The organism is Caulobacter sp. FV2ye17ST (genome assembly GCF_058680955.1).
Map to the genome: position 1 here is coordinate 3,858,083 of NZ_CM178727.1, position 16,749 is coordinate 3,874,831.

A 16,749-nucleotide genomic window follows, 5' to 3' on the forward strand; every position below is an offset into this window, starting at 1 on the left:
TTCCTTTGGCTCTCGCCAGACGCGAAAATCTGGACATATCCTGCGACATGGCTGACGTTTCGTTCGCAAGAGCGCCCGACGACCAGCGTCCGAAGGGGTTCGATAAGCCGGGTGAAGACCCGGCGCAAGATGATGGCTGGTCCTGGGCGGCGCCCGGACTGCGTCGCGGACGTCTGCGGGTTCGTTCCCTGCTGGCCCAGCGCTGGCTGGCGGTGGCCGGCCAGACCGGCGCGCTGCTGCTTGTCGGCCTGGTGCTCAAGCTGCAGGTGCCGTGGGCGCTGTGCTTCTCGCTGATCGCCCTGTCGGCCTGGCTGAACGTGCTGCTGGGCCTGGCCTCGAGCGGCCAGAGGCTGGCGCGCGAGGGCGAGGCCACCGCCCAGATCGCCTTCGACATCCTGCAGCTGGCCGGCCTGCTGTATCTGACGGGCGGCGTGGTCAATCCGTTCTCCATCCTGATCATCGCACCGGTGACTCTGGCCGCCGCAACCCTGCCAGCCCGCTTCGCGATGGGTCTTGGCCTGCTGGCCATCGGCGCGACCGTGCTGCTGGCCTTCTTTCACCTGCCCATGCCCATCCTCGCCGGCGCGCCGCCGATAGCGCCGGTGCAGGGCGTGGCGCTGGCTTCAGTGGTGGTGGCGCGCGTCCTGGGCATCGTCATCACCGGCGCCTATGCCTGGCAGGCGGCCAGCGAGTCGGCCCGGATGGAGCTGGCTCTCAACGTCACCGAAACGGTGCTGGCCCGCGAACAGAGGCTGTCGGCCCTGGGCGCCCTGGCCGCCGCCGCCGCCCACGAGCTGGGCACGCCCCTGGCCACCATTTCCGTGGTCGCCCGCGAAATGGCCCGCAACGCGCCCGACGACCAGACCCGCGAGGACGCCGAACTGATGATCGGCCAGGCGGCCCGCTGCCGCGAGATCCTGCAGCGCCTGACCGAGATGCCCGAGGCCAAGGACGCCGTGCATGAGCGCATGAGCCTGGTCCAGCTGGTCCAGGACGTGATCGAGCCGCACCTGGTGCACGGCGTGCGCGTCGAGGCCGTGGTCAACGGCCCCTCGGGGGACACCGCGCCCGACATCTGGCGGCGGCCCGAGGTGATCCACGCCATGACCTCGATCGTCGAGAACGCCGTCGATTTCGCCCGCGCCGAGGTGCTGGTCATCGCCCGCTTCGACCAGCGCTCGGTGGTGATCGAGGTGCGCGACGACGGTCCCGGCTTTTCCGCCGAGGTGCTGGCAAAGCTGGGCGAGCCCTATGTCACCACCCGTCCGGGGGCCGAGGGCTCGCGCACGGGCCATATCGGCATGGGCCTGGGCTTCTTCATCGCCAAGACCCTGCTGGAACGAACTGGGGCGACGGTGGATTTCCGTAATGGACGGCGCGGCGGGGCGGTGGTCTCGGCGCGCTGGCCCCGGTCGGCGCTTGAAGCCCCTGGCTATACAGGGGCTTGATGCGTGGGCGGGAAGGGCGACATGATGTTTTGTGAGCACACTCGATTGAGTGCGGGCGCGGGGAGGCGCTGAATTCATGGCGGATATTAGTGAGCTGGTCGCGGCCCTGCCCGACAAGACGCTTCTGCTTCTCGACGACGACGCGCCCCTGCGCACGCGCCTGGGACGCGCCTTGGAGCAGCGAGGGTTCGAGGTGACCCTGGCCGCTTCGGTGGCCGAGGCCCTGGCCCTGCTGCGCGCCCATGCGCCGGCCCACGCCGTGCTGGACATGCGCCTGGAGGACGGCACGGGGCTGAAGGTGGTCGAGGCGGTGCGCGACGCCCGGCCCGACGCCCGGATCATCATGCTCACCGGCTATGGCAACATCGCCACCGCGGTGGCGGCCGTGAAGGCCGGGGTGGTCGACTACCTCTCCAAGCCGGCCGACGCCGACGAGGTGGCCCGCGCCCTGCTGGCCGCCAAGGACGCCGCCCCGGTGCCGCCGGAAAACCCGATGAGCGCCGACCGCGTGCGGTGGGAACATATCCAGCGGGTCTATGAGATGTGCGGCCACAACGTGTCGGAGACGGCGCGCCGCCTCAACATGCACCGCCGGACCCTGCAGCGGATTCTGGCCAAGCGCGCGCCGCGTTAGGTCGAAGGTCCCGGATCGGCCTTGCCGATCCGGGACCGCGATCACATCGCCGAAATGCCGCCGTCGACCTTGATCTCGGCGCCGGTCATGAACTTGCTCTCGTCGCTGGCGAGATAGAGCACGGCGTTGGCGATGTCGTTGGGCTCGCCGATCCGGCCCAGGGGCACCTGCCGCGCCAGCTTGGCGTGGGCCTCTTCCTTGCCGAACCGCGCCGTAAAGCCGTCGAGGATCGGCGTGTCGATGAAGGTGGGGTGGATCGAGTTGGAGCGGATATCCAGCTTCATCTTGGCGCAGTAGAGCGCGATGTTCTTGGACAGCAGCCAGACCGCCGCCTTGGAGGCGTTGTAGGCTGGCGAATTGCCGTTGGCGATCAGGCCGGCGATCGAGCTCAGATTGATGATCGAGCCGGGCTGATGAGCCCGCATGTGGGTCAGGGCGTGCTTGGCGCCCAGGAACACCGAGTCGACATTGACCGACATCACCTTCTTCCAGAGGGCGAAGTCGAGGCTCTCGATCGGACCGTCGCCGCCGATGCCGGCATTGTTGACCAGCACCGACAGGCCGCCCATGGCCTGCGTCGCCTTCTCAAGCACCGCGATCCACTCGTCTTCCTGGGTGACGTCCAGCTCAAAGGCGAAGGCCGTGCCGGCGCCGTGGGCGGCGTTGATCTCGTCGGCCACCGCCTGAGCCCCGGCCAGATTGATGTCGGCCAGGCTGACCTTGGCGCCCTGGCTGGCCAGCATGCGCCCGGCCGCCGCGCCCAGACCCTGGGCACCACCGGTGATGAAGGCCTTCTTGCCGGCGACCCGGCCCGTGTTCTGCGCCATTTGGCGTCCTCCCAAATTATTCAAACATTAGTTTGAATGGTTCAGGCCGCCGCGTCCATGAACTTCGCAAGCAGGACATCGCGGTCGCTGACGCCATCGACGTCATGGGTGGTCAGCAGCACCTCGACGCGGTTGTAGACATTGAACCATTCGGGATGGTGGTCGAGCTTGTCGGCCATCAGCGCCACCCGCGTCATGAAGCCGAAGGCCTCGTTGAAATCGGCGAAGGTGAAGGTCCGCACGATGGCGTCCCGGTCCGGCGCGGCGCTCCAGTCGGGAAGCTGCGACAGGGCGACGGCGGCGCCGATCTTGGCGGGGGCGGACATGGGCGACTCCTGTGGCAGCGATGCCGCCTTCAGAACGCCAATCCGGTCGCCTTCGCAAGGTCGGCGAGCAGCTGATCCTCGGTCGAGACCTTGATCGCGGTCATCCCCAGGGCCGCGGCGGGTTTGCAGTTGACCCCCAGGTCATCGAGATAGACGCAGTTTTCCGGCGCGACGCTCAGGGCCTCGCACATCATCAGATAGATGCGCGGATCGGGCTTGCGGACCCCGGCCTTGGAGCTTTCGATCACCACCGCGAAATGGCTCATGATCTCGCCGACGGCGGCGGCCTTTTCCGCGCTGGACGCCATGCCCGCGCCATGGCCCGTGGTGACATTGTTGGTGATGCAGCCGACCTTGAACCGCGCCTTGCAGGCCAGCATCGCCGCCAGCACCCGGGGCCGCAGATCGCCATACAGCAGCGGCAGCACGTCGGCGCCGCGCACCGCATGGCCCAGGCGGGTGGCCTCCTCCAGAAATAGCGCATCAAAGCCGGCCGCGTCGATCTCGGACCGCTCGAACCGCGCCCAGGCATTGGTGTCGGGATCGGTGGAATTGACCGTGCGGATGAAGTCGGTCGGCAGGCCACGCTCGGCTTCATAGCGACGGAACGCCTCGAACGGCGAGGTGGTGAAGACCCCGCCGAAATCCCAGATCACCGCCTCGATCGCCATGCCGCCCTCAAACAGTTGTTTGGCGAACGGTAGGGGCGCGCCGGAGCCGAGGCAAGCGCCGCCAAGCTGAAGCTCCGTTCGCGCGCCGGGTGAACCCACAGGCCGTTAACCTTTGTTAATGCTTTGCTGCCGGTCCAGGAGCGTTCCATGATCTTGTCCCGTCTCACCCTCTGTCTCGCCGCGGCCGGCGCCCTGCTCGCCGGCGCCGCCATGGCCGCGGGCTCCGATCAGGGCCTGAGAGGCGGACCGCCGGTGTCGCGGCCCGGACTGCCGCTGGATCCGGAACTGCTGCCGCCCAACACCGGGCCCGGCGATTGCATGACCCGGCGGGTCACCGGCCCCGGCGGCGCCTACCGCTGGGACCGCGTGGAATGCGACGCCGAACGCGGCTGGAGCGGCTTTGACCAATGGGGCTATGGCCGGCGACCGCTCGAGGTCGAGACCCTGCCGACCCACCACGCCGATCGCTACGGCGGCGGCTACGATCCTCGCGCCCACGACCGGCGGGAAGATCGCTACGGCCCCGGCCCCTCGCGGTTTACCGAATACCGCGTCGCCGGCCGCGACGCGGACGGCTTCCTGGTCTGGCCTGGAAAAAGACCCTGACCTTTGACCTGAACCTTGGCCTGAGCCTTGCGGGCGGTCCTTCCCGACGAACCAATTTGGGACGGGGGACCTGAACATGCGCACGCCAACCAAGCCATTCTTCAAACGCTACGAACTGATCGCCATCGCCGCCTTCGTGGTGGCCGCCATCGCGATCAGCAGCCTCGGCATCGTCTACTAGGGACCCTTCCGGCCAAGCGTCTCGCGGCCGAAATGGAACAGGATCGCCATGCCCGCGCGTTGTGCAGGGGCAATTGGAGATCCTGGCCCTGTCCGACCCCGAACAAATAGCGCCGAAACGCGCGCCGCTTGAGCGGCTGCGCGCCCGCTGGGCGCTGATGCCGGCTTCGGCGCAGCGCGGGTCGATCGCGGCCGTGGCGCTGTTCGTGGCCGTTGTCGCCTTCCTGGTGGTCTTCGACTGGAACTGGCTGCGCGGCCCCATCGGCCGCATTGCCTCGGCCCAGTTGAGCCGCAAGGTCGAGATTGTCGGCGACCTGCGCGTTCACCCGTGGTCGTTCTCGCCCAAGGTCGAGGCGCTGGATGTCCGCATCGGCCAGCCGGGCTGGGCGCTCAAGGCCGACCCGACCCTGCCGCCGATGGCCCGCGTCCAGCGGCTGGCCGTGCAGTTCAAGCTGTTGCCGCTGTTCAAGGGCGACGTGATCCTACCACTGCTGGCCATCGACCGGCCCGACGTGCGGCTGATCCGTGACGCCTCGGGCCAGGCCAACTGGACGTTCGGCGCCAAGAAGGCCAATGCCAAGCCGCTGAAGCTGCCGGCCATCCAGCACTTCATCATCAACGATGGTCAGCTGAGGGTCGATGACCGTCAGCGCGACGTGCTGTTCGAGGGCACGGTCAGCTCCAACGAGCAGGCCAGCGGCGATGGTCGCGGTAAGTTCGTTCTGGAGGGCCAGGGCCGCCTCAATCGATCGCCCTTCACCGCCATGGTCACCGGCGGCCCGCTGCTGAACATCACGCCCAACCGCCCCTATCCGTTCGACGCCAGGGTGGTGGCGGCCTCGACCCGCATCACGGCAAAAGGCTCGGTGACCAAGCCGTTCGACCTGGGCCGGTTCGCGGCCGACATCACCGTGTCCGGCACGGACCTGAACCGCCTCTACGCCCTCACCGGCCTGACCCTGCCCAACACCCCGCCCTACCAGATCAGCGGCAAGATGACCCGCAAGGGCGGCCGCTTTGACTTCAATGGCCTGTCGGGGCGGATCGGCGACAGCGACATCGCCGGCGACCTGTTCGTGCTGACCGACCGCGACCGGCCCTATCTGGAAGCCGACCTCCGGTCCAAACGCCTGGACTTCGATGATCTGGGCAGCCTGGTCGGCGCGGCGCCGGCCACGGGTCGCGGCGAAACCGCCTCGGCCGGCCAGAAGGTCGAGGCCAACCAACGTGACGTGACCAAGCGCCTGCTGCCCGACGCCACCCTGCAGACCGAGCGCGTCCGGGCCATGGACGCCAAGGTCAAGTATCGCGCCCTGGCCGTGAACGCTCCCGGCTTTCCGCTGAAGAAGGTCCGCATGGATCTGACGCTCGACAAGGGCGTGCTGATCATGGATCCCATCGCCTTCACCTTCTCGCGGGGCGATCTGTCGGGAAAGGTGCGGCTGGACGCCCGGCCCAATGTGCCTCGCACCGATCTGGACCTGCGCCTGACCAACGCCAGGCTCGAAGATTTCATCCCCGTGCAGAGCGGCGGCAAGCCGATCGTCGAGGGGCCGGTCATGGCCCGCGCCAAGCTTTCGGGCGTGGGAAACAGCATTCACCGCGCCGCTTCGAGCGCCGACGGGACGTTCACGATCGTCTCGCCGCGCGGCACGATCCGCCAGGCCTTCGCCGAACTGATGGGCGTCAACCTGTCCAAGGGCGTGCTGATGCTGCTGGCCAAGGACACCGACGAGACCGCCGTGCGTTGCGCCGTGGCCGACTTCACGGTGAAGAACGGCGTGGCCACCACCAACCATCTGGTGGCCGATACCGGTGTGGTGCTGGTGCGCGGCAAGGGCGAGATCAATCTGAAGACCGAGCGGCTGGACTTCCGCATCGAGGGCGACAGCAAGAAGCCACGCCTGCTGCGCCTGTTCGTGCCGATCACCATCTCCGGCCCGTTCCTGACCCCCAAGGTCGGGTTCAAGTCCACCCAAGCCATCAGCCAGGGAGGCATCGCGGCGGCTCTGGGCACGCTGGTCAACCCGCTGGCGGCCCTTCTGCCCTTCATCACCACCGGCGAAGCCAGGAACGCGGACTGCGAAGGTCTGGTGGCTGATGCGCGCGGCGAGGGCGTGCCGGTCAAGGTGGGCCAGACCACAGCGGCGCCGGTGAAGAAGTAGCTTCCATTTCTCCGCTCTCCCCGGCGAAGGCCGGGGCCCAGATCGAACCCAGGTCGGTCGCTGTTCCTGGCTATGCCAGAAGGCGCGTCATCCCCAGCCGCTCAGGCTGAATCTGGACCCCGGCCTTCGCCGGGGAGAGCGGGTTTTGGATGAGCTTGAGTTCCCGCTTTCGAGCGGTAGAATAGCCCATCACTCCAACGGTGGTTTTATGTCCGAGATTGTGCGCGAGGCCCGGGCCTAACAGGCTCCGAACCTCCGGTTCGTAAGTCGATCAGGCCCTGATCCGTCCGCAAGCCCTTGCGGGGGTTTGCGATGTTACGCCTCGATCCTCGGACAATCTCCTTGAACATCTCCAAAGCGCAGCAACGCACGCTGCACGCGCTGGCGCAGGGCGCCCGCATCGAACCCGTACGCGACGACAAAGGCCGCCTCATCGACGTCGACTGCATCACCCGCGAGGGCTGGCGGCTGAGCGACTGCAATCTCGGCGTCTTCAAGTCGCTGAAGAAGCGGCGACTGATCGCCAGCAGCGGCGGCGGCCCCTACCGCATCACGCGGGAGGGCGCCGTCAGCCTGAGGTCGCAGCTGGACAACCGCGTCACCGCGCGCGGCTGGTAGTTACTCGGCCAGCTTGAGGAACAGGACACGCGCGGCGCCATAGTCGCGCGTGTCCAAGACCGTAAAGCCCGGCGTGGCGGGCTCGGGCTCGTCGCGGCCGCGCTCGAACATCACGATGGCGCCGGACTTCAGCCAGCCGTGGGCCAGCAGCTGGGCCAGGGCCTTTTCGCCCAGGCCCTTGGCGTAGGGCGGATCCAGGAAGGCGATATCGAACGGCGCCCCGACGCTGGACGGCGGCAGGCCAAGATCGGTGGCGTCGCGACGATGCACGCGGGTGACGCCGAACAGGCCCATGGCGTCGATGTTCTCGCGGATCGCGCCGCGCGCCGGATCAGCGGCCTCGACAAACAGGCAGAAGGCCGCGCCGCGCGAAAGGGCTTCCAGCCCCAATGCGCCCGAACCGGCGAACAGGTCGACGACGCGCGCGCCGTGCAGCTCGGGCGCCCAGGCGGCGTGCTCCAGAATGTTGAACACCGCCTGCCGCGCGCGGTCGGAGGTCGGCCGGGTGGCGTCGCCAGGCGGGGCGACGATGGCCTTGCCGCGATACTGGCCGGAAACGATGCGCATCGAGCTGCAAATCCCTGTTTAGGCAGGCGTGTGTGCCGCTCTTGCCACGCCACGGCAAGCCGACGCTTTACAAGTTTCGGTGCGCGCTCTCTTAGTCGCGCAGGGACCGGAAGCCAAAGAACAAGGGATGTCGAGGAACACCATGGCGATGGCGGCGATTTTGGAGGCGATGCGAGAGTCGCGCTTTTTCGCCGACCTGACGTCCTATGATCGCGACTTGCGCCGTCTGGCCGTCGCGGTCCCGGTGGGCGTGCTGGCCGCAGTCGCCGCCGCCGTGCTGGGCGGAGCCTCGGCCTGTCTGCTGGTGATGGTGGTGGTCAGCGGCCTGGACGGCGCGCCGGCCGCCGCGGCCCTGTTTTCGGTGTTCGACCAGCCCGCGCGCGCCACGACCGAGGGCATGGCCTCGGTGTTCATCCTGGCGGTGCTGGCGGGCGTCAACGGCGCCGCGGCCCTGGCCTTCGTCGCCGTGGGGGCGGGCCTCAGCCACCGCCCGATCCGCCGCTACGCCACGGTCGAGCCGGTGTTTCGCACGCGTCTGCTGATCGCCGGCCTGGTGCTGGTCGCCGCGATCATGATCGCCCTGATCCTGGCCGCCGCCGGCCTGGGCGCGGGCGCTCCGACGCCGCCGATCCTGGCCCTGGCCTCGACCAGCGTGGGACGCGCCGCCTATGCCGCCTTCGCCGTGGCGCTGCTGGTGATCGCCGCCGGCGCGGAGGAGATCGTGTTTCGGGGCTGGCTGCTGAAGCACGCCGGCGCCTTCACGCGCAATCCGGCGATCCTGATGGCGGTCAACGGCCTGCTGTTCGCCCTGATCCATTTCGACCCCAATCCCGGCGCCTTCCTGGTGCGGGCGGCCATGGGCGCGGGCCTGACCTGGATGACCCTGAGGACCGGCGGCATCGAGCTGGCCATCGGCGCCCATGCGGCCAACAACATCGTCATCCTGCTGCTGATGCGGCCCCTGTCGCTGACGCCGGAAGCGCCACAGCCCTTCCAGGCGGCCTCGCTGGTCGGCGCCCTGGCGATCGGCGCCGGCTACGCCCTGCTGGCCGAGGCCGTGGTGCGCTGGCCGATCGTCACCCGCTGGTTCGGCGGTCGGGACGCCGCGACCATCTAGCGCCAGCGCAGCGGGGGCGCATCGGCCTTCAGGGCCAGCAGGGCTTCGCGCAGGGCGTCCATGAAGGCCGGACGGCTGCCGCGCCAGTGCAGGGCCTCGCCCACCAGCACCGCGCAGTTCAGGGGCACCGGCACCACCTCGCCCTTGGGCAGCACCCGGCCCGCCCCCTGGATCCAGACCGGGATCACCGGCGCCTCGGGAAAGGCCTCGGCCAGGCGGGCGACCCCGCCTTTCAGCTGGCCCATCTCGTCGGTTTCACCCTCGCCGCGCGTGCCCTCGGGAAAGACCACCACGATGTCGCCGGCCGCCAGGGCTTCGCGCGCCGGGGCCAGCACGTCCTCGCCGCTTCCCGCCTTAGCGCGCGCCACCGGCACGATGCCGATCACCCGGCGCGAGAACCAGCCGATCACCGGATCGCGCAGGAAATAGTCGGCCGCCGCCGCCGGCCTGACGTGTCGCAGGGCCTTTGACGGAAAGATCGCCAGCAGCAGCAGGGTGTCGACATGGCTCGAATGGTTGGCCGCGACGATGGCGGGGCCCTTCAGCGGCAGACGCTCGCGATGGCTGACATCGGCCCCGGTCATGAACAGGGCGATCGGCCGGGCGATCAGGACCAGCAGCAGGGAGCGCAGAAACCGCATGCCGGCCTAGAACTTGTCGAGCGCATACAGCGCCAGCAGGTGGAAATAGAGCGGCGCGGTGAAGGTCAGGCTGTCCGCGCGGTCCAGCACCCCGCCGTGGCCGGGAATGGCGTGGGAGGTGTCCTTGACCCCGATGTCGCGCTTGACCGCGCTCATGGTCACGTCGCCGGCGAAGCCCGCCACCGGCAGCACCACCGCCATGATCGCGAGACCCAGGCCCGACAGCGGCGTGAAGACCGGCCCCGCGAACCAGATCAGCAGGCCGGCGCTGATCCAGCCGCCGATGAACCCTTCCCAGGTCTTGTTGGGGCTGATGGTCGGCATGATCCTGTGGCGGCCCAGCAGCTTGCCCCACACATACTGCGCCACGTCGTTGAACTCGGTGGCCAGCAGCAGGAAGAACACCAGACCCGCCGCCCCGGCCGGCAGGTTCTCGGTCGGCGGCGTTCGCATCAGGAAGGCCGCGAAGCCCAGGTTGTAGACACAGGTGGCGAGGCCCCAGTGGAAGGTCGCCGCCGTCGCCAGATAGCCCCGCGTCTGGCCCAGCATCGCCATCAGGAACGGCATGCCCAGGAACACCCAGACCGGGATGAAGACCAGATAGAACATGTAGAGGTCGGCGGCGATGAAGCCGTAGGCCGCGACCAGAACCAGATAGGCCGCCAGGATCGCGAACCGGTCCTCGCGCCGGGTCGGCGCCAGGGACAGGAACTCGCGCAGGCCCATGAACGAGATCAGGGCGAACATCGCCACCGTCGCCTGCCAGCCAGCCAGCAGGGCGCCGGACAGCATCGCCACCATCACCCACCAGCTGCCGATCCGCAGGCGCAGTTCCAGATAGGACTTTTCGGGCTTCAGCAGCGGCAGGACGGCGGCGATCGCCGCCGCCACGCCCAGCAGGGCCACGACACCGGCCAGCCCCATCAGCAGGGCGGGCGGTTGACCGGCCAGAAACTCACCAACCCTGTCGAAGATCGTCATGCCCGTCCCATTCGCGACACCTGGGGTATAGCCTGTTTGCAGGGATCCGCGACACGTCCCCCAGGAGCCGCGCCATGACCCACCTCGACAACCGCCGTCCGCTGAAGGTGCGCGCCGCCGTGTGGCCCCGCGCCCTGGCCGCCCGGCTGGCCGACGCCAATGTCAGTCCCGACGCCATCTCCTGCGCGGGGGTGGCCTGCGCGGTGCTGGGCGGATCCCTGCTGATGCTGGCCGGCGGCCTCGCGCCCGGCGGCCGGGCCGTCGCGCTGATCCTGGCGGCGCTGTGCATCCAGCTGCGGCTGGTCTGCAACCTGCTGGACGGCCTGGTGGCGGTCGAGCACGGCAAGGGCAGTCCGGCCGGTCCGATCTGGAACGAGCTGCCCGACCGTATCGCCGACGTCCTGTTCCTGGTCGGCGCCGGCTATTTTGCCCGGACGGCGGGGCTGCACGGCGCCGAGGCCATCGGCTGGCTCGCCGCCGTCCTGGCGGTGACCACCGCCTATGTGCGCGAGCTTGGGCGCGGCCTTGGCCAGCCCGCCGACTTCTCCGGCCCGATGGCCAAGCCGCAGCGGATGGCGGCCCTGACAGCGGCCTGCCTGGTCTCGATCGTCGAGCCCCTGTGGCGCGGCGGCGGTCAGGTGATGGTTGTCGCGCTGGCGCTCATCGTGATCGGAACGCTGATCACGATGGTGCGCCGGACGCGACATCTCGCGATCCGGCTGAGCGATGTGGCCGAGGCCGAAGACGACCGCTAGCGCGGCGTCTTGGGGCCTTTGTAGGGACGCGGCGCGCCGGGCTTGGCGTCGAACGCGGCCGGAGCCGCTCGGGTGGGCTTGCCCGGCGCTGGTTTCGCGCCAGGCTTGCTGAACGACTTGGCGCCGCCGCTGCCCGGCTTTCCGGCGAAGGGCTTGTCGGCTGGCCTGGCCGAAGACGGCTTCGCGTCCGGCCTGTCGAAGGCCTTGGCCTCGAAAGGCTTGCCCTTGGCCGGTTCGGTCGAGCGAGCCTCGAAGCCACCGGCGCGGACCGGCTTGGCTGAGGACGGCTTCGCGGCCGACCTGTCGAAGGGCTTTGCCTCGCCGGAACGGGCAGGTTTTCCAGCAGACGGCTTGCTCCAGGCCTTTTCCGCCGCACGCCTCTCGAACCCGCTGGCAGGGGCCGGCTTGCCGCCCGCCTTGCCGCCCGCCTTGTCGAACGACCGGGCGGCGGCCACGCCGCCGGCCGACTTGGCGCCGAACGACTTGGCGGCCGTCGAGGGCTTGGCCCCACGCGGCGAATGAGGGTCGGGGCCGATCATCTTGGTTTCGATGGACTTGGGCGCGCGCTTGATCGGCTTGACGCCGGCGATGACGACCTTCTTCTTCGGCTTGGCCCAGCCGGCCTTGTAGACCGGCTTTTCCAGCGTCCGCTCACCGGGCTCAAGAACCTTAGGCAGGGGCGCAGACTTGATGGCCCGGCGCTGCAGCTCGCCGCCCTTGGCGGTGCCCGGGGCGTGCAGCGGATCGGCCACGCCCATGAATTGCGGCTTGTCGCCGGTGGGCATGTCTTCCTCGGCCACCAGCCCGGCCAGCAGCTCGCGGATCACCCGGGGGCCCACCTCTTCCACCTGGCCCGGCATCAGGGTGGCCAGGGCGAACGGGCCGTAGGACAGGCGGATCAGGCGATTGACCTTAAGGTCCAGGTGCTCGAGCACCCGGCGGATTTCGCGGTTCTTGCCCTCGGTCAGCGAGATGGTGATCCAGACGTTCTTGCCGCCGGCCTTGTCCTGGGCCTTGTCGAGCTTGGCCTCGATGGAGCCGTAGCGGACGCCCTCGATGGTGACGCCGTCCTTGAGCCGGTCCAGCCGGGCCTGGTCGGTGTTGCCGAAGGCCCGGACGCGATAGCGGCGCACCCAGCCGTTGTTCGGGGCCTCCAGCTTGCGCGACAGCTCGCCGTCATTGGTCAGCAGCAGCAGGCCTTCGGAGTTCAGGTCCAGACGTCCCACGGAGATCAGGCGCGGCAGCTCGCGCGGCAGGGCCTGGAACACCGTCGGGCGCTCCTTGGGATCGTTGTGGGTGGTCATCAGGCCGGTGGGCTTGTTGTAGCGGAACAGCCGCGTCGGTTCGCGCTCGGCCACCAGCTTGCCGTCGACGGTCAGGAAGTCGCCGGGGCCCACCTTCACGGCCGGGGTGGTCAGGACCTTGCCATTGATGGCGACGCGACCGGCCTCGATCAGCCGCTCGACCTCGCGGCGCGACGCCACGCCCGCGCGGGCCAGGGCCTTGGCGACGCGCTCGCCCACCGACGGATCGTCGAGGTCGCCGTCGTGGCCGGGATCGTATAGGGGGTCGTGGGGCGTATCGGTCATTCTCGTTCCTTCGAGGGGCTGGGCGCATCTCACGATGGGCTTTTGGGCAAATGCGCACCGATCCTCCGGACGATCAAGACCAGCGGGCCATGGCGATGGCGCTCGACGCCGCCCGGGCCGCCGCCGCGCGGGGCGAGACGCCGGTCGGAGCGGTGATCCTGGATCCAAAGACGGGCGAGATTCTCGGAACGGCCGGCAACGGCCCGATCGCCGCCCATGACCCGACAGCCCACGCCGAAATCGCGGTAATGCGGCAGGTGGCGGCGAAGCTGGAAAACTATCGCCTGACGGACCTGACCCTGGTGGTGACGCTGGAGCCCTGCGCCATGTGCGCCGGCGCCATCAGTCATGCGCGGATCGGGCGGGTGGTGTTCGGGGCCGAAGATCCCAAGGGCGGGGCCGTGGTCCATGGCCCGAAGTTCTTTGCTCAGCCCACGTGCCACTGGCGGCCCGAGGTGACGGGCGGGGTCATGGCGCAGGAGAGCGCCGACCTTCTGCGCGGCTTCTTCCGCGAGCGGCGGAAGTCGAAGCTCTAGTTCATCAAGGCCGAGCCCAGCAGAACCCGGCTGCCGGGCTTGCCCAGCACCTTGTCGGCGGTCTTCTGCATTTCGCGCGCCAGATGGTCGACGTCCGGCGGATCGCCGCGCCGCATGCCCGAGGCGTAGGTCATCAGCACCTGGGCGAAAGCGGCGCGCAGGCGCGGCTCCGACTGCTGGGCGCGCTCCATCAGCTTGGGATCCTTGGCCTCGATGCCGGCCTCCAGGGTCAGCACGCCGCGTCGGCCATCGCGCCGCAGGGCGATCGCCGTCAGGGGCTTGAAGGCGAAATAGGTGACCGCCGGCTTCTCCTCCTTCTTGGCCGAGCTGGCCAGAGCGGGGGCCGGAGACGCCGCCAGGGTGCTGGCGATGAGGAGCGGGAGAAGGGTCAGGGCGCGACGCATGGGCTATGCTTAGCGCGACGTGGTTGACGTCCTCTTTACGCCTAGGCGCGACAAAGGAACGTTACCCGCGAATCGCCCCCCCGCGCGGATCTTCGCGCCGAGGCGGCAGGAGGCTGAACTTGGGCCGTTTTTCTCCGAAAACCCTCGATCTCGACGGCAAGGTGATCCTGGTCACCGGCGGCACCGGCTCGTTCGGCCGACGATTCATCGAGACGGTCCTGAAGCTCGCCAAGCCGCGGAAGGTGATCATCTACTCCCGCGACGAATTGAAGCAGAGCGACATGCAGATGGAGCTGCGCGAGCAGTTCGATGACGCGACCTACGCCAAGCTTCGCTTTTTTCTCGGGGACGTGCGCGACCGCGAACGCCTGACCCTGGCCCTGCGCGGGGTCGACATCGTGATCCACGCCGCCGCCCTGAAACAGGTGCCGGCCGCCGAATACAACCCCTCCGAATGCATCCACACCAATGTGCTGGGCGCCGAGAACGTGGTCTGGGCCAGCCTGACCAACGGCGTGAAAAAGGTGGTCGCCCTGTCGACCGACAAGGCCTGCAACCCGATCAACCTGTACGGCGCGACCAAGCTGGCCTCGGACAAGACCTTCGTGGCGGCCAACAACCTGTCGGGCGACATCGGCACCCGCTTCGCGGTCGTTCGCTACGGCAACGTCGTGGGATCGCGCGGCAGCGTCGTGCCGCTGTTCAAGCGCCTGCTGGCCAATGGCGCCACCGAGCTGCCGATCACCGACGAGCGCATGACCCGCTTCTGGATCACCCTGAACGAGGGGGTGAACTTCGTGCTCTCGTCGCTGGACCTGATGCGCGGCGGCGAGATCTTCGTGCCCAAGATCCCGTCGATGACCATGCCTGATCTGGTGAAGGCCATGTCGCCGACCGCCGGCGTCAAGGTCATCGGCATCCGGCCGGGCGAGAAGCTGCACGAGATGATGATCAGCGCCGACGACGCGCGGGCCACGGTCGAGCTGGCCGACCGCTATGTGATCGAGCCCACCTTCGTCGAATATCCCCGCAAGCGCTTTGGGCCCGAGGACGGCGCCAAGCCGGCCGCCGAGGGCTTCTGCTACAGCAGCGACAACAATGACGACTGGCTGTCGGCGCAGGGTCTGCTGGCCATGCTGGAGGAAAAGGCGCGCTGATGACGGCGTCTCCGCCTTTCCTGCCCTACGGTCGCCAGACCATCGAGGACGACGACGTCGCCGCCGTCGCGGCCGCCCTGCGCTCTGATTTCCTGACCACCGGCCCGACGGTCGAGGCCTTCGAGACCGCCTTCAAGACCAAGGTCGGGGCCGAGCACGCCATCGCCGTCAGCAACGGCACCGCCACCCTGCACCTGGCCATGCTGGCGCTGGGTGTTGGCGAGGGCGATGTCTGCATCGCGCCGTCGATCACCTTCCTGGCGACCGCCAACTGCGCCCGCTATGTCGGGGCCGAGGTGGTGTTCGCCGACGTTGATCCGCATTCGGGCCTGATGACGCCGGACGCCCTGGCCGCCGCCCTGGCGCGGGCAGGCGATCGCAGGGTGAAGGCGATCCTGCCGGTGCACCTGCGCGGCGATGTCTGCGACCTGCCGGCGATGCGAGGCATGGCCAGCGCGGCCGGGGCGGTGCTGGTGGAAGACGCGCCCCACGCCCTGGGGTCGGTCGCCACCTTTGACGGGGTGGAGCACCCGGTCGGCGACGGCGCTTACTCAGCCTTTGCCAGCTTCTCGTTCCATCCGGTCAAGACCCTGGCCACCGGCGAGGGCGGCATGCTGACCACCAACGACGCCGAACTCGCGGCGCGGGCCCGGTCCCTGCGCGGTCACGGCATGGTGCGGCCGCCGGGGGCGGATCCCTGGTGGTACGAGATGCCGGAGATCGGCTTCAACTATCGCATCCCCGACGTGCTGTGCGCCCTGGGCCTGTCGCAGCTGGCCAAGCTGGACCGCTTCGTGGCCCGCCGCCGCGCTCTTACCGCGCGCTATGCCGAGTTGCTGGAAGCCCTGTCGCCCCGCGTGCGACTGGCGACCCGCCCCGACTACTCCAACCCTGCCCTGCACCTGCTGACCGTGCTGATCGACTTCGACGCCCTGGGCGTCACCCGCCGGATGGTGGTCGATGGCCTGAAGGCCCACGGGGTCGGCACGCAGGTGCACTACATCCCGGTGCACCAGCAGCCCTATTACGTGCAGCGCTACGGCGCGCTCGACCTGCCGGGCGCGCAAGCCTGGTACGACCGCTGCCTGACCCTGCCGCTCTATCCGACGATGGCCGACAGCGACGTTGACCGGGTGGTCGAGGCGCTGGGCAGGGTGTTGACCCGCTAGACCAGCGCGCTGACCTGGGCGATCGGCTTAAGGTTGGTGAACCTGGCTACATCCGCCATCACCTCGGCGGCGCGCGGACCACCCAGCGAGGCCTGCAGGGCGGCGGCGTCGCGGAACGCCAGATGCGCCATGGCGATGAAGGGCGCGGGGCCGCCATCGCCCGCCGACACGCCCTTGAAGACCTGCACGCCGGTCAGTCCGGTGGAGCCGAAGGCTTCGTGAACGAGCGGAATGTGGGTGGCGTTGTAGTAGTCGTGATCGAAATGCGCGCCGTCGGTCGCCGCGTACAGAACGCTGAAAATCACCATGTCGCCGCCCTCGTGCCATCGACGCCATGGCGGCGCCGTCGCAAGGCAAC

20 protein-coding genes are annotated in these 16,749 nt (G+C 68.8%); 11 read left to right on the forward strand and 9 right to left on the reverse strand.

The window, feature by feature from the left end; all coding sequences use genetic code 11:
- Positions 1-47: 47 nt before the first annotated feature.
- Complete coding sequence (locus ACW17V_RS18540) at positions 48-1,448, forward strand: ActS/PrrB/RegB family redox-sensitive histidine kinase (RefSeq protein ID WP_492106514.1); 1,401 nt, start codon at positions 48-50, stop codon at positions 1,446-1,448.
- A 76-nt stretch (positions 1,449-1,524) separates the two neighbouring features.
- Entirely contained in the window at positions 1,525-2,082 is a 558-nt protein-coding gene (locus ACW17V_RS18545) for an ActR/PrrA/RegA family redox response regulator transcription factor (RefSeq protein ID WP_492106515.1), read from the forward strand.
- Positions 2,083-2,123: 41 nt separating this feature from the next.
- Here ACW17V_RS18545 and ACW17V_RS18550 read toward each other — a convergent pair whose 3' ends face one another.
- The 3 genes from ACW17V_RS18550 to ACW17V_RS18560 are packed head-to-tail and all read right to left on the reverse strand — an operon-like array spanning position 2,124 to position 3,906.
- Entirely contained in the window at positions 2,124-2,909 is a 786-nt protein-coding gene (locus ACW17V_RS18550; RefSeq protein ID WP_419319704.1) for an SDR family oxidoreductase, read from the reverse strand.
- 41 nt (positions 2,910-2,950) lie between these two features.
- On the reverse strand, positions 2,951-3,235 hold the full coding sequence (locus ACW17V_RS18555) for a 4a-hydroxytetrahydrobiopterin dehydratase (RefSeq protein ID WP_492106516.1): 285 nt from the start codon (positions 3,233-3,235) through the stop codon (positions 2,951-2,953).
- A gap of 29 nt (positions 3,236-3,264) precedes the next feature.
- Complete coding sequence (locus ACW17V_RS18560; RefSeq protein WP_492106517.1) at positions 3,265-3,906, reverse strand: HAD-IA family hydrolase; 642 nt, start codon at positions 3,904-3,906, stop codon at positions 3,265-3,267.
- A 147-nt stretch (positions 3,907-4,053) separates the two neighbouring features.
- On the opposite strand from ACW17V_RS18560, the gene ACW17V_RS18565 reads away from it, so the two are divergent.
- From ACW17V_RS18565 to ACW17V_RS18580, 4 genes are all read left to right on the forward strand, one after another.
- Positions 4,054-4,512, forward strand: a complete 459-nt coding sequence (locus ACW17V_RS18565) for a hypothetical protein (RefSeq protein ID WP_492106518.1) — start codon at positions 4,054-4,056, stop codon at positions 4,510-4,512.
- 76 nt (positions 4,513-4,588) lie between these two features.
- Positions 4,589-4,693 (forward strand): hypothetical protein, encoded by a 105-nt coding sequence (locus tag ACW17V_RS18570; protein WP_492106519.1) that lies wholly within the window; start codon positions 4,589-4,591, stop codon positions 4,691-4,693.
- Positions 4,694-4,766: 73 nt separating this feature from the next.
- On the forward strand, positions 4,767-6,857 hold the full coding sequence (locus ACW17V_RS18575) for an AsmA family protein (RefSeq protein ID WP_492106520.1): 2,091 nt from the start codon (positions 4,767-4,769) through the stop codon (positions 6,855-6,857).
- Between the two features lie 342 nt (positions 6,858-7,199).
- Complete coding sequence (locus tag ACW17V_RS18580) at positions 7,200-7,475, forward strand: YjhX family toxin (RefSeq protein WP_492106521.1); 276 nt, start codon at positions 7,200-7,202, stop codon at positions 7,473-7,475.
- Here the strand turns inward: ACW17V_RS18580 and rsmD are convergent, their stop codons facing one another.
- Complete coding sequence (gene rsmD / locus ACW17V_RS18585) at positions 7,476-8,042, reverse strand: 16S rRNA (guanine(966)-N(2))-methyltransferase RsmD (RefSeq protein WP_492106522.1); 567 nt, start codon at positions 8,040-8,042, stop codon at positions 7,476-7,478.
- A 127-nt stretch (positions 8,043-8,169) separates the two neighbouring features.
- On the opposite strand from rsmD, the gene ACW17V_RS18590 reads away from it, so the two are divergent.
- Positions 8,170-9,159, forward strand: a complete 990-nt coding sequence (locus ACW17V_RS18590; RefSeq protein ID WP_492106523.1) for a CPBP family intramembrane glutamic endopeptidase — start codon at positions 8,170-8,172, stop codon at positions 9,157-9,159.
- Here the strand turns inward: ACW17V_RS18590 and ACW17V_RS18595 are convergent.
- Complete coding sequence (locus tag ACW17V_RS18595) at positions 9,156-9,800, reverse strand: lysophospholipid acyltransferase family protein (RefSeq protein ID WP_492106524.1); 645 nt, start codon at positions 9,798-9,800, stop codon at positions 9,156-9,158. The genes ACW17V_RS18590 and ACW17V_RS18595 overlap by 4 nt on opposite strands.
- 6 nt (positions 9,801-9,806) lie before the next feature.
- Positions 9,807-10,781, reverse strand: a complete 975-nt coding sequence (locus ACW17V_RS18600) for a phosphatidate cytidylyltransferase (RefSeq protein ID WP_492106525.1) — start codon at positions 10,779-10,781, stop codon at positions 9,807-9,809.
- Between the two features lie 74 nt (positions 10,782-10,855).
- On the opposite strand from ACW17V_RS18600, the gene ACW17V_RS18605 reads away from it, so the two are divergent.
- Positions 10,856-11,536 (forward strand): CDP-alcohol phosphatidyltransferase family protein, encoded by a 681-nt coding sequence (locus ACW17V_RS18605; RefSeq protein ID WP_492106526.1) that lies wholly within the window; start codon positions 10,856-10,858, stop codon positions 11,534-11,536.
- On the opposite strand, the gene ACW17V_RS18610 is transcribed toward ACW17V_RS18605, so the two are convergent.
- Positions 11,533-13,125, reverse strand: a complete 1,593-nt coding sequence (locus ACW17V_RS18610) for a pseudouridine synthase (protein ID WP_492106527.1) — start codon at positions 13,123-13,125, stop codon at positions 11,533-11,535. The two genes, ACW17V_RS18605 and ACW17V_RS18610, sit on opposite strands and share 4 nt — an antisense overlap.
- A 50-nt stretch (positions 13,126-13,175) precedes the next feature.
- Here ACW17V_RS18610 and ACW17V_RS18615 point away from each other — a divergent pair, with 50 nt between their 5' ends.
- A complete protein-coding gene (locus tag ACW17V_RS18615) occupies positions 13,176-13,661 on the forward strand; it encodes a nucleoside deaminase (RefSeq protein WP_492106528.1) in 486 nt (161 codons plus the stop codon).
- Here the strand turns inward: ACW17V_RS18615 and ACW17V_RS18620 are convergent.
- Positions 13,658-14,065, reverse strand: coding sequence for a hypothetical protein (locus ACW17V_RS18620; RefSeq protein WP_492106529.1), 408 nt, complete (start codon positions 14,063-14,065; stop codon positions 13,658-13,660). The genes ACW17V_RS18615 and ACW17V_RS18620 overlap by 4 nt on opposite strands.
- A gap of 119 nt (positions 14,066-14,184) precedes the next feature.
- Between ACW17V_RS18620 and pseB the strand changes: the two genes are divergently transcribed.
- Both pseB and pseC read left to right on the forward strand, forming a co-directional pair.
- Positions 14,185-15,222, forward strand: coding sequence for a UDP-N-acetylglucosamine 4,6-dehydratase (inverting) (gene pseB / locus ACW17V_RS18625; protein ID WP_492106530.1), 1,038 nt, complete (start codon positions 14,185-14,187; stop codon positions 15,220-15,222).
- Positions 15,222-16,391, forward strand: a complete 1,170-nt coding sequence (gene pseC, locus ACW17V_RS18630) for a UDP-4-amino-4,6-dideoxy-N-acetyl-beta-L-altrosamine transaminase (protein ID WP_492106531.1) — start codon at positions 15,222-15,224, stop codon at positions 16,389-16,391. Before pseB ends, pseC begins: the two co-directional genes overlap by 1 nt.
- Here pseC and ACW17V_RS18635 read toward each other — a convergent pair.
- Positions 16,388-16,699, reverse strand: coding sequence for an EthD family reductase (locus tag ACW17V_RS18635; RefSeq protein WP_492106532.1), 312 nt, complete (start codon positions 16,697-16,699; stop codon positions 16,388-16,390). The two genes, pseC and ACW17V_RS18635, sit on opposite strands and share 4 nt — an antisense overlap.
- Positions 16,700-16,749 lie beyond the last annotated feature (50 nt).

Coding starts and splice junctions, on each gene's coding strand:
- ACW17V_RS18540 (WP_492106514.1), top strand. CDS start 48: ATGGCTGACGTTTCGTTCGCAAGAGCGCCCGACGACCAGCGTCCGAAG.
- ACW17V_RS18545 (WP_492106515.1), top strand. CDS start 1,525: ATGGCGGATATTAGTGAGCTGGTCGCGGCCCTGCCCGACAAGACGCTT.
- ACW17V_RS18550 (WP_419319704.1), bottom strand. CDS start 2,909: ATGGCGCAGAACACGGGCCGGGTCGCCGGCAAGAAGGCCTTCATCACC.
- ACW17V_RS18555 (WP_492106516.1), bottom strand. CDS start 3,235: ATGTCCGCCCCCGCCAAGATCGGCGCCGCCGTCGCCCTGTCGCAGCTT.
- ACW17V_RS18560 (WP_492106517.1), bottom strand. CDS start 3,906: ATGGCGATCGAGGCGGTGATCTGGGATTTCGGCGGGGTCTTCACCACC.
- ACW17V_RS18565 (WP_492106518.1), top strand. CDS start 4,054: ATGATCTTGTCCCGTCTCACCCTCTGTCTCGCCGCGGCCGGCGCCCTG.
- ACW17V_RS18570 (WP_492106519.1), top strand. CDS start 4,589: ATGCGCACGCCAACCAAGCCATTCTTCAAACGCTACGAACTGATCGCC.
- rsmD (WP_492106522.1), bottom strand. CDS start 8,042: ATGCGCATCGTTTCCGGCCAGTATCGCGGCAAGGCCATCGTCGCCCCG.
- ACW17V_RS18590 (WP_492106523.1), top strand. CDS start 8,170: ATGTCGAGGAACACCATGGCGATGGCGGCGATTTTGGAGGCGATGCGA.
- ACW17V_RS18595 (WP_492106524.1), bottom strand. CDS start 9,800: ATGCGGTTTCTGCGCTCCCTGCTGCTGGTCCTGATCGCCCGGCCGATC.
- ACW17V_RS18600 (WP_492106525.1), bottom strand. CDS start 10,781: ATGACGATCTTCGACAGGGTTGGTGAGTTTCTGGCCGGTCAACCGCCC.
- ACW17V_RS18605 (WP_492106526.1), top strand. CDS start 10,856: ATGACCCACCTCGACAACCGCCGTCCGCTGAAGGTGCGCGCCGCCGTG.
- ACW17V_RS18610 (WP_492106527.1), bottom strand. CDS start 13,125: ATGACCGATACGCCCCACGACCCCCTATACGATCCCGGCCACGACGGC.
- ACW17V_RS18615 (WP_492106528.1), top strand. CDS start 13,176: ATGCGCACCGATCCTCCGGACGATCAAGACCAGCGGGCCATGGCGATG.
- ACW17V_RS18620 (WP_492106529.1), bottom strand. CDS start 14,065: ATGCGTCGCGCCCTGACCCTTCTCCCGCTCCTCATCGCCAGCACCCTG.
- pseC (WP_492106531.1), top strand. CDS start 15,222: ATGACGGCGTCTCCGCCTTTCCTGCCCTACGGTCGCCAGACCATCGAG.
- ACW17V_RS18635 (WP_492106532.1), bottom strand. CDS start 16,699: ATGGTGATTTTCAGCGTTCTGTACGCGGCGACCGACGGCGCGCATTTC.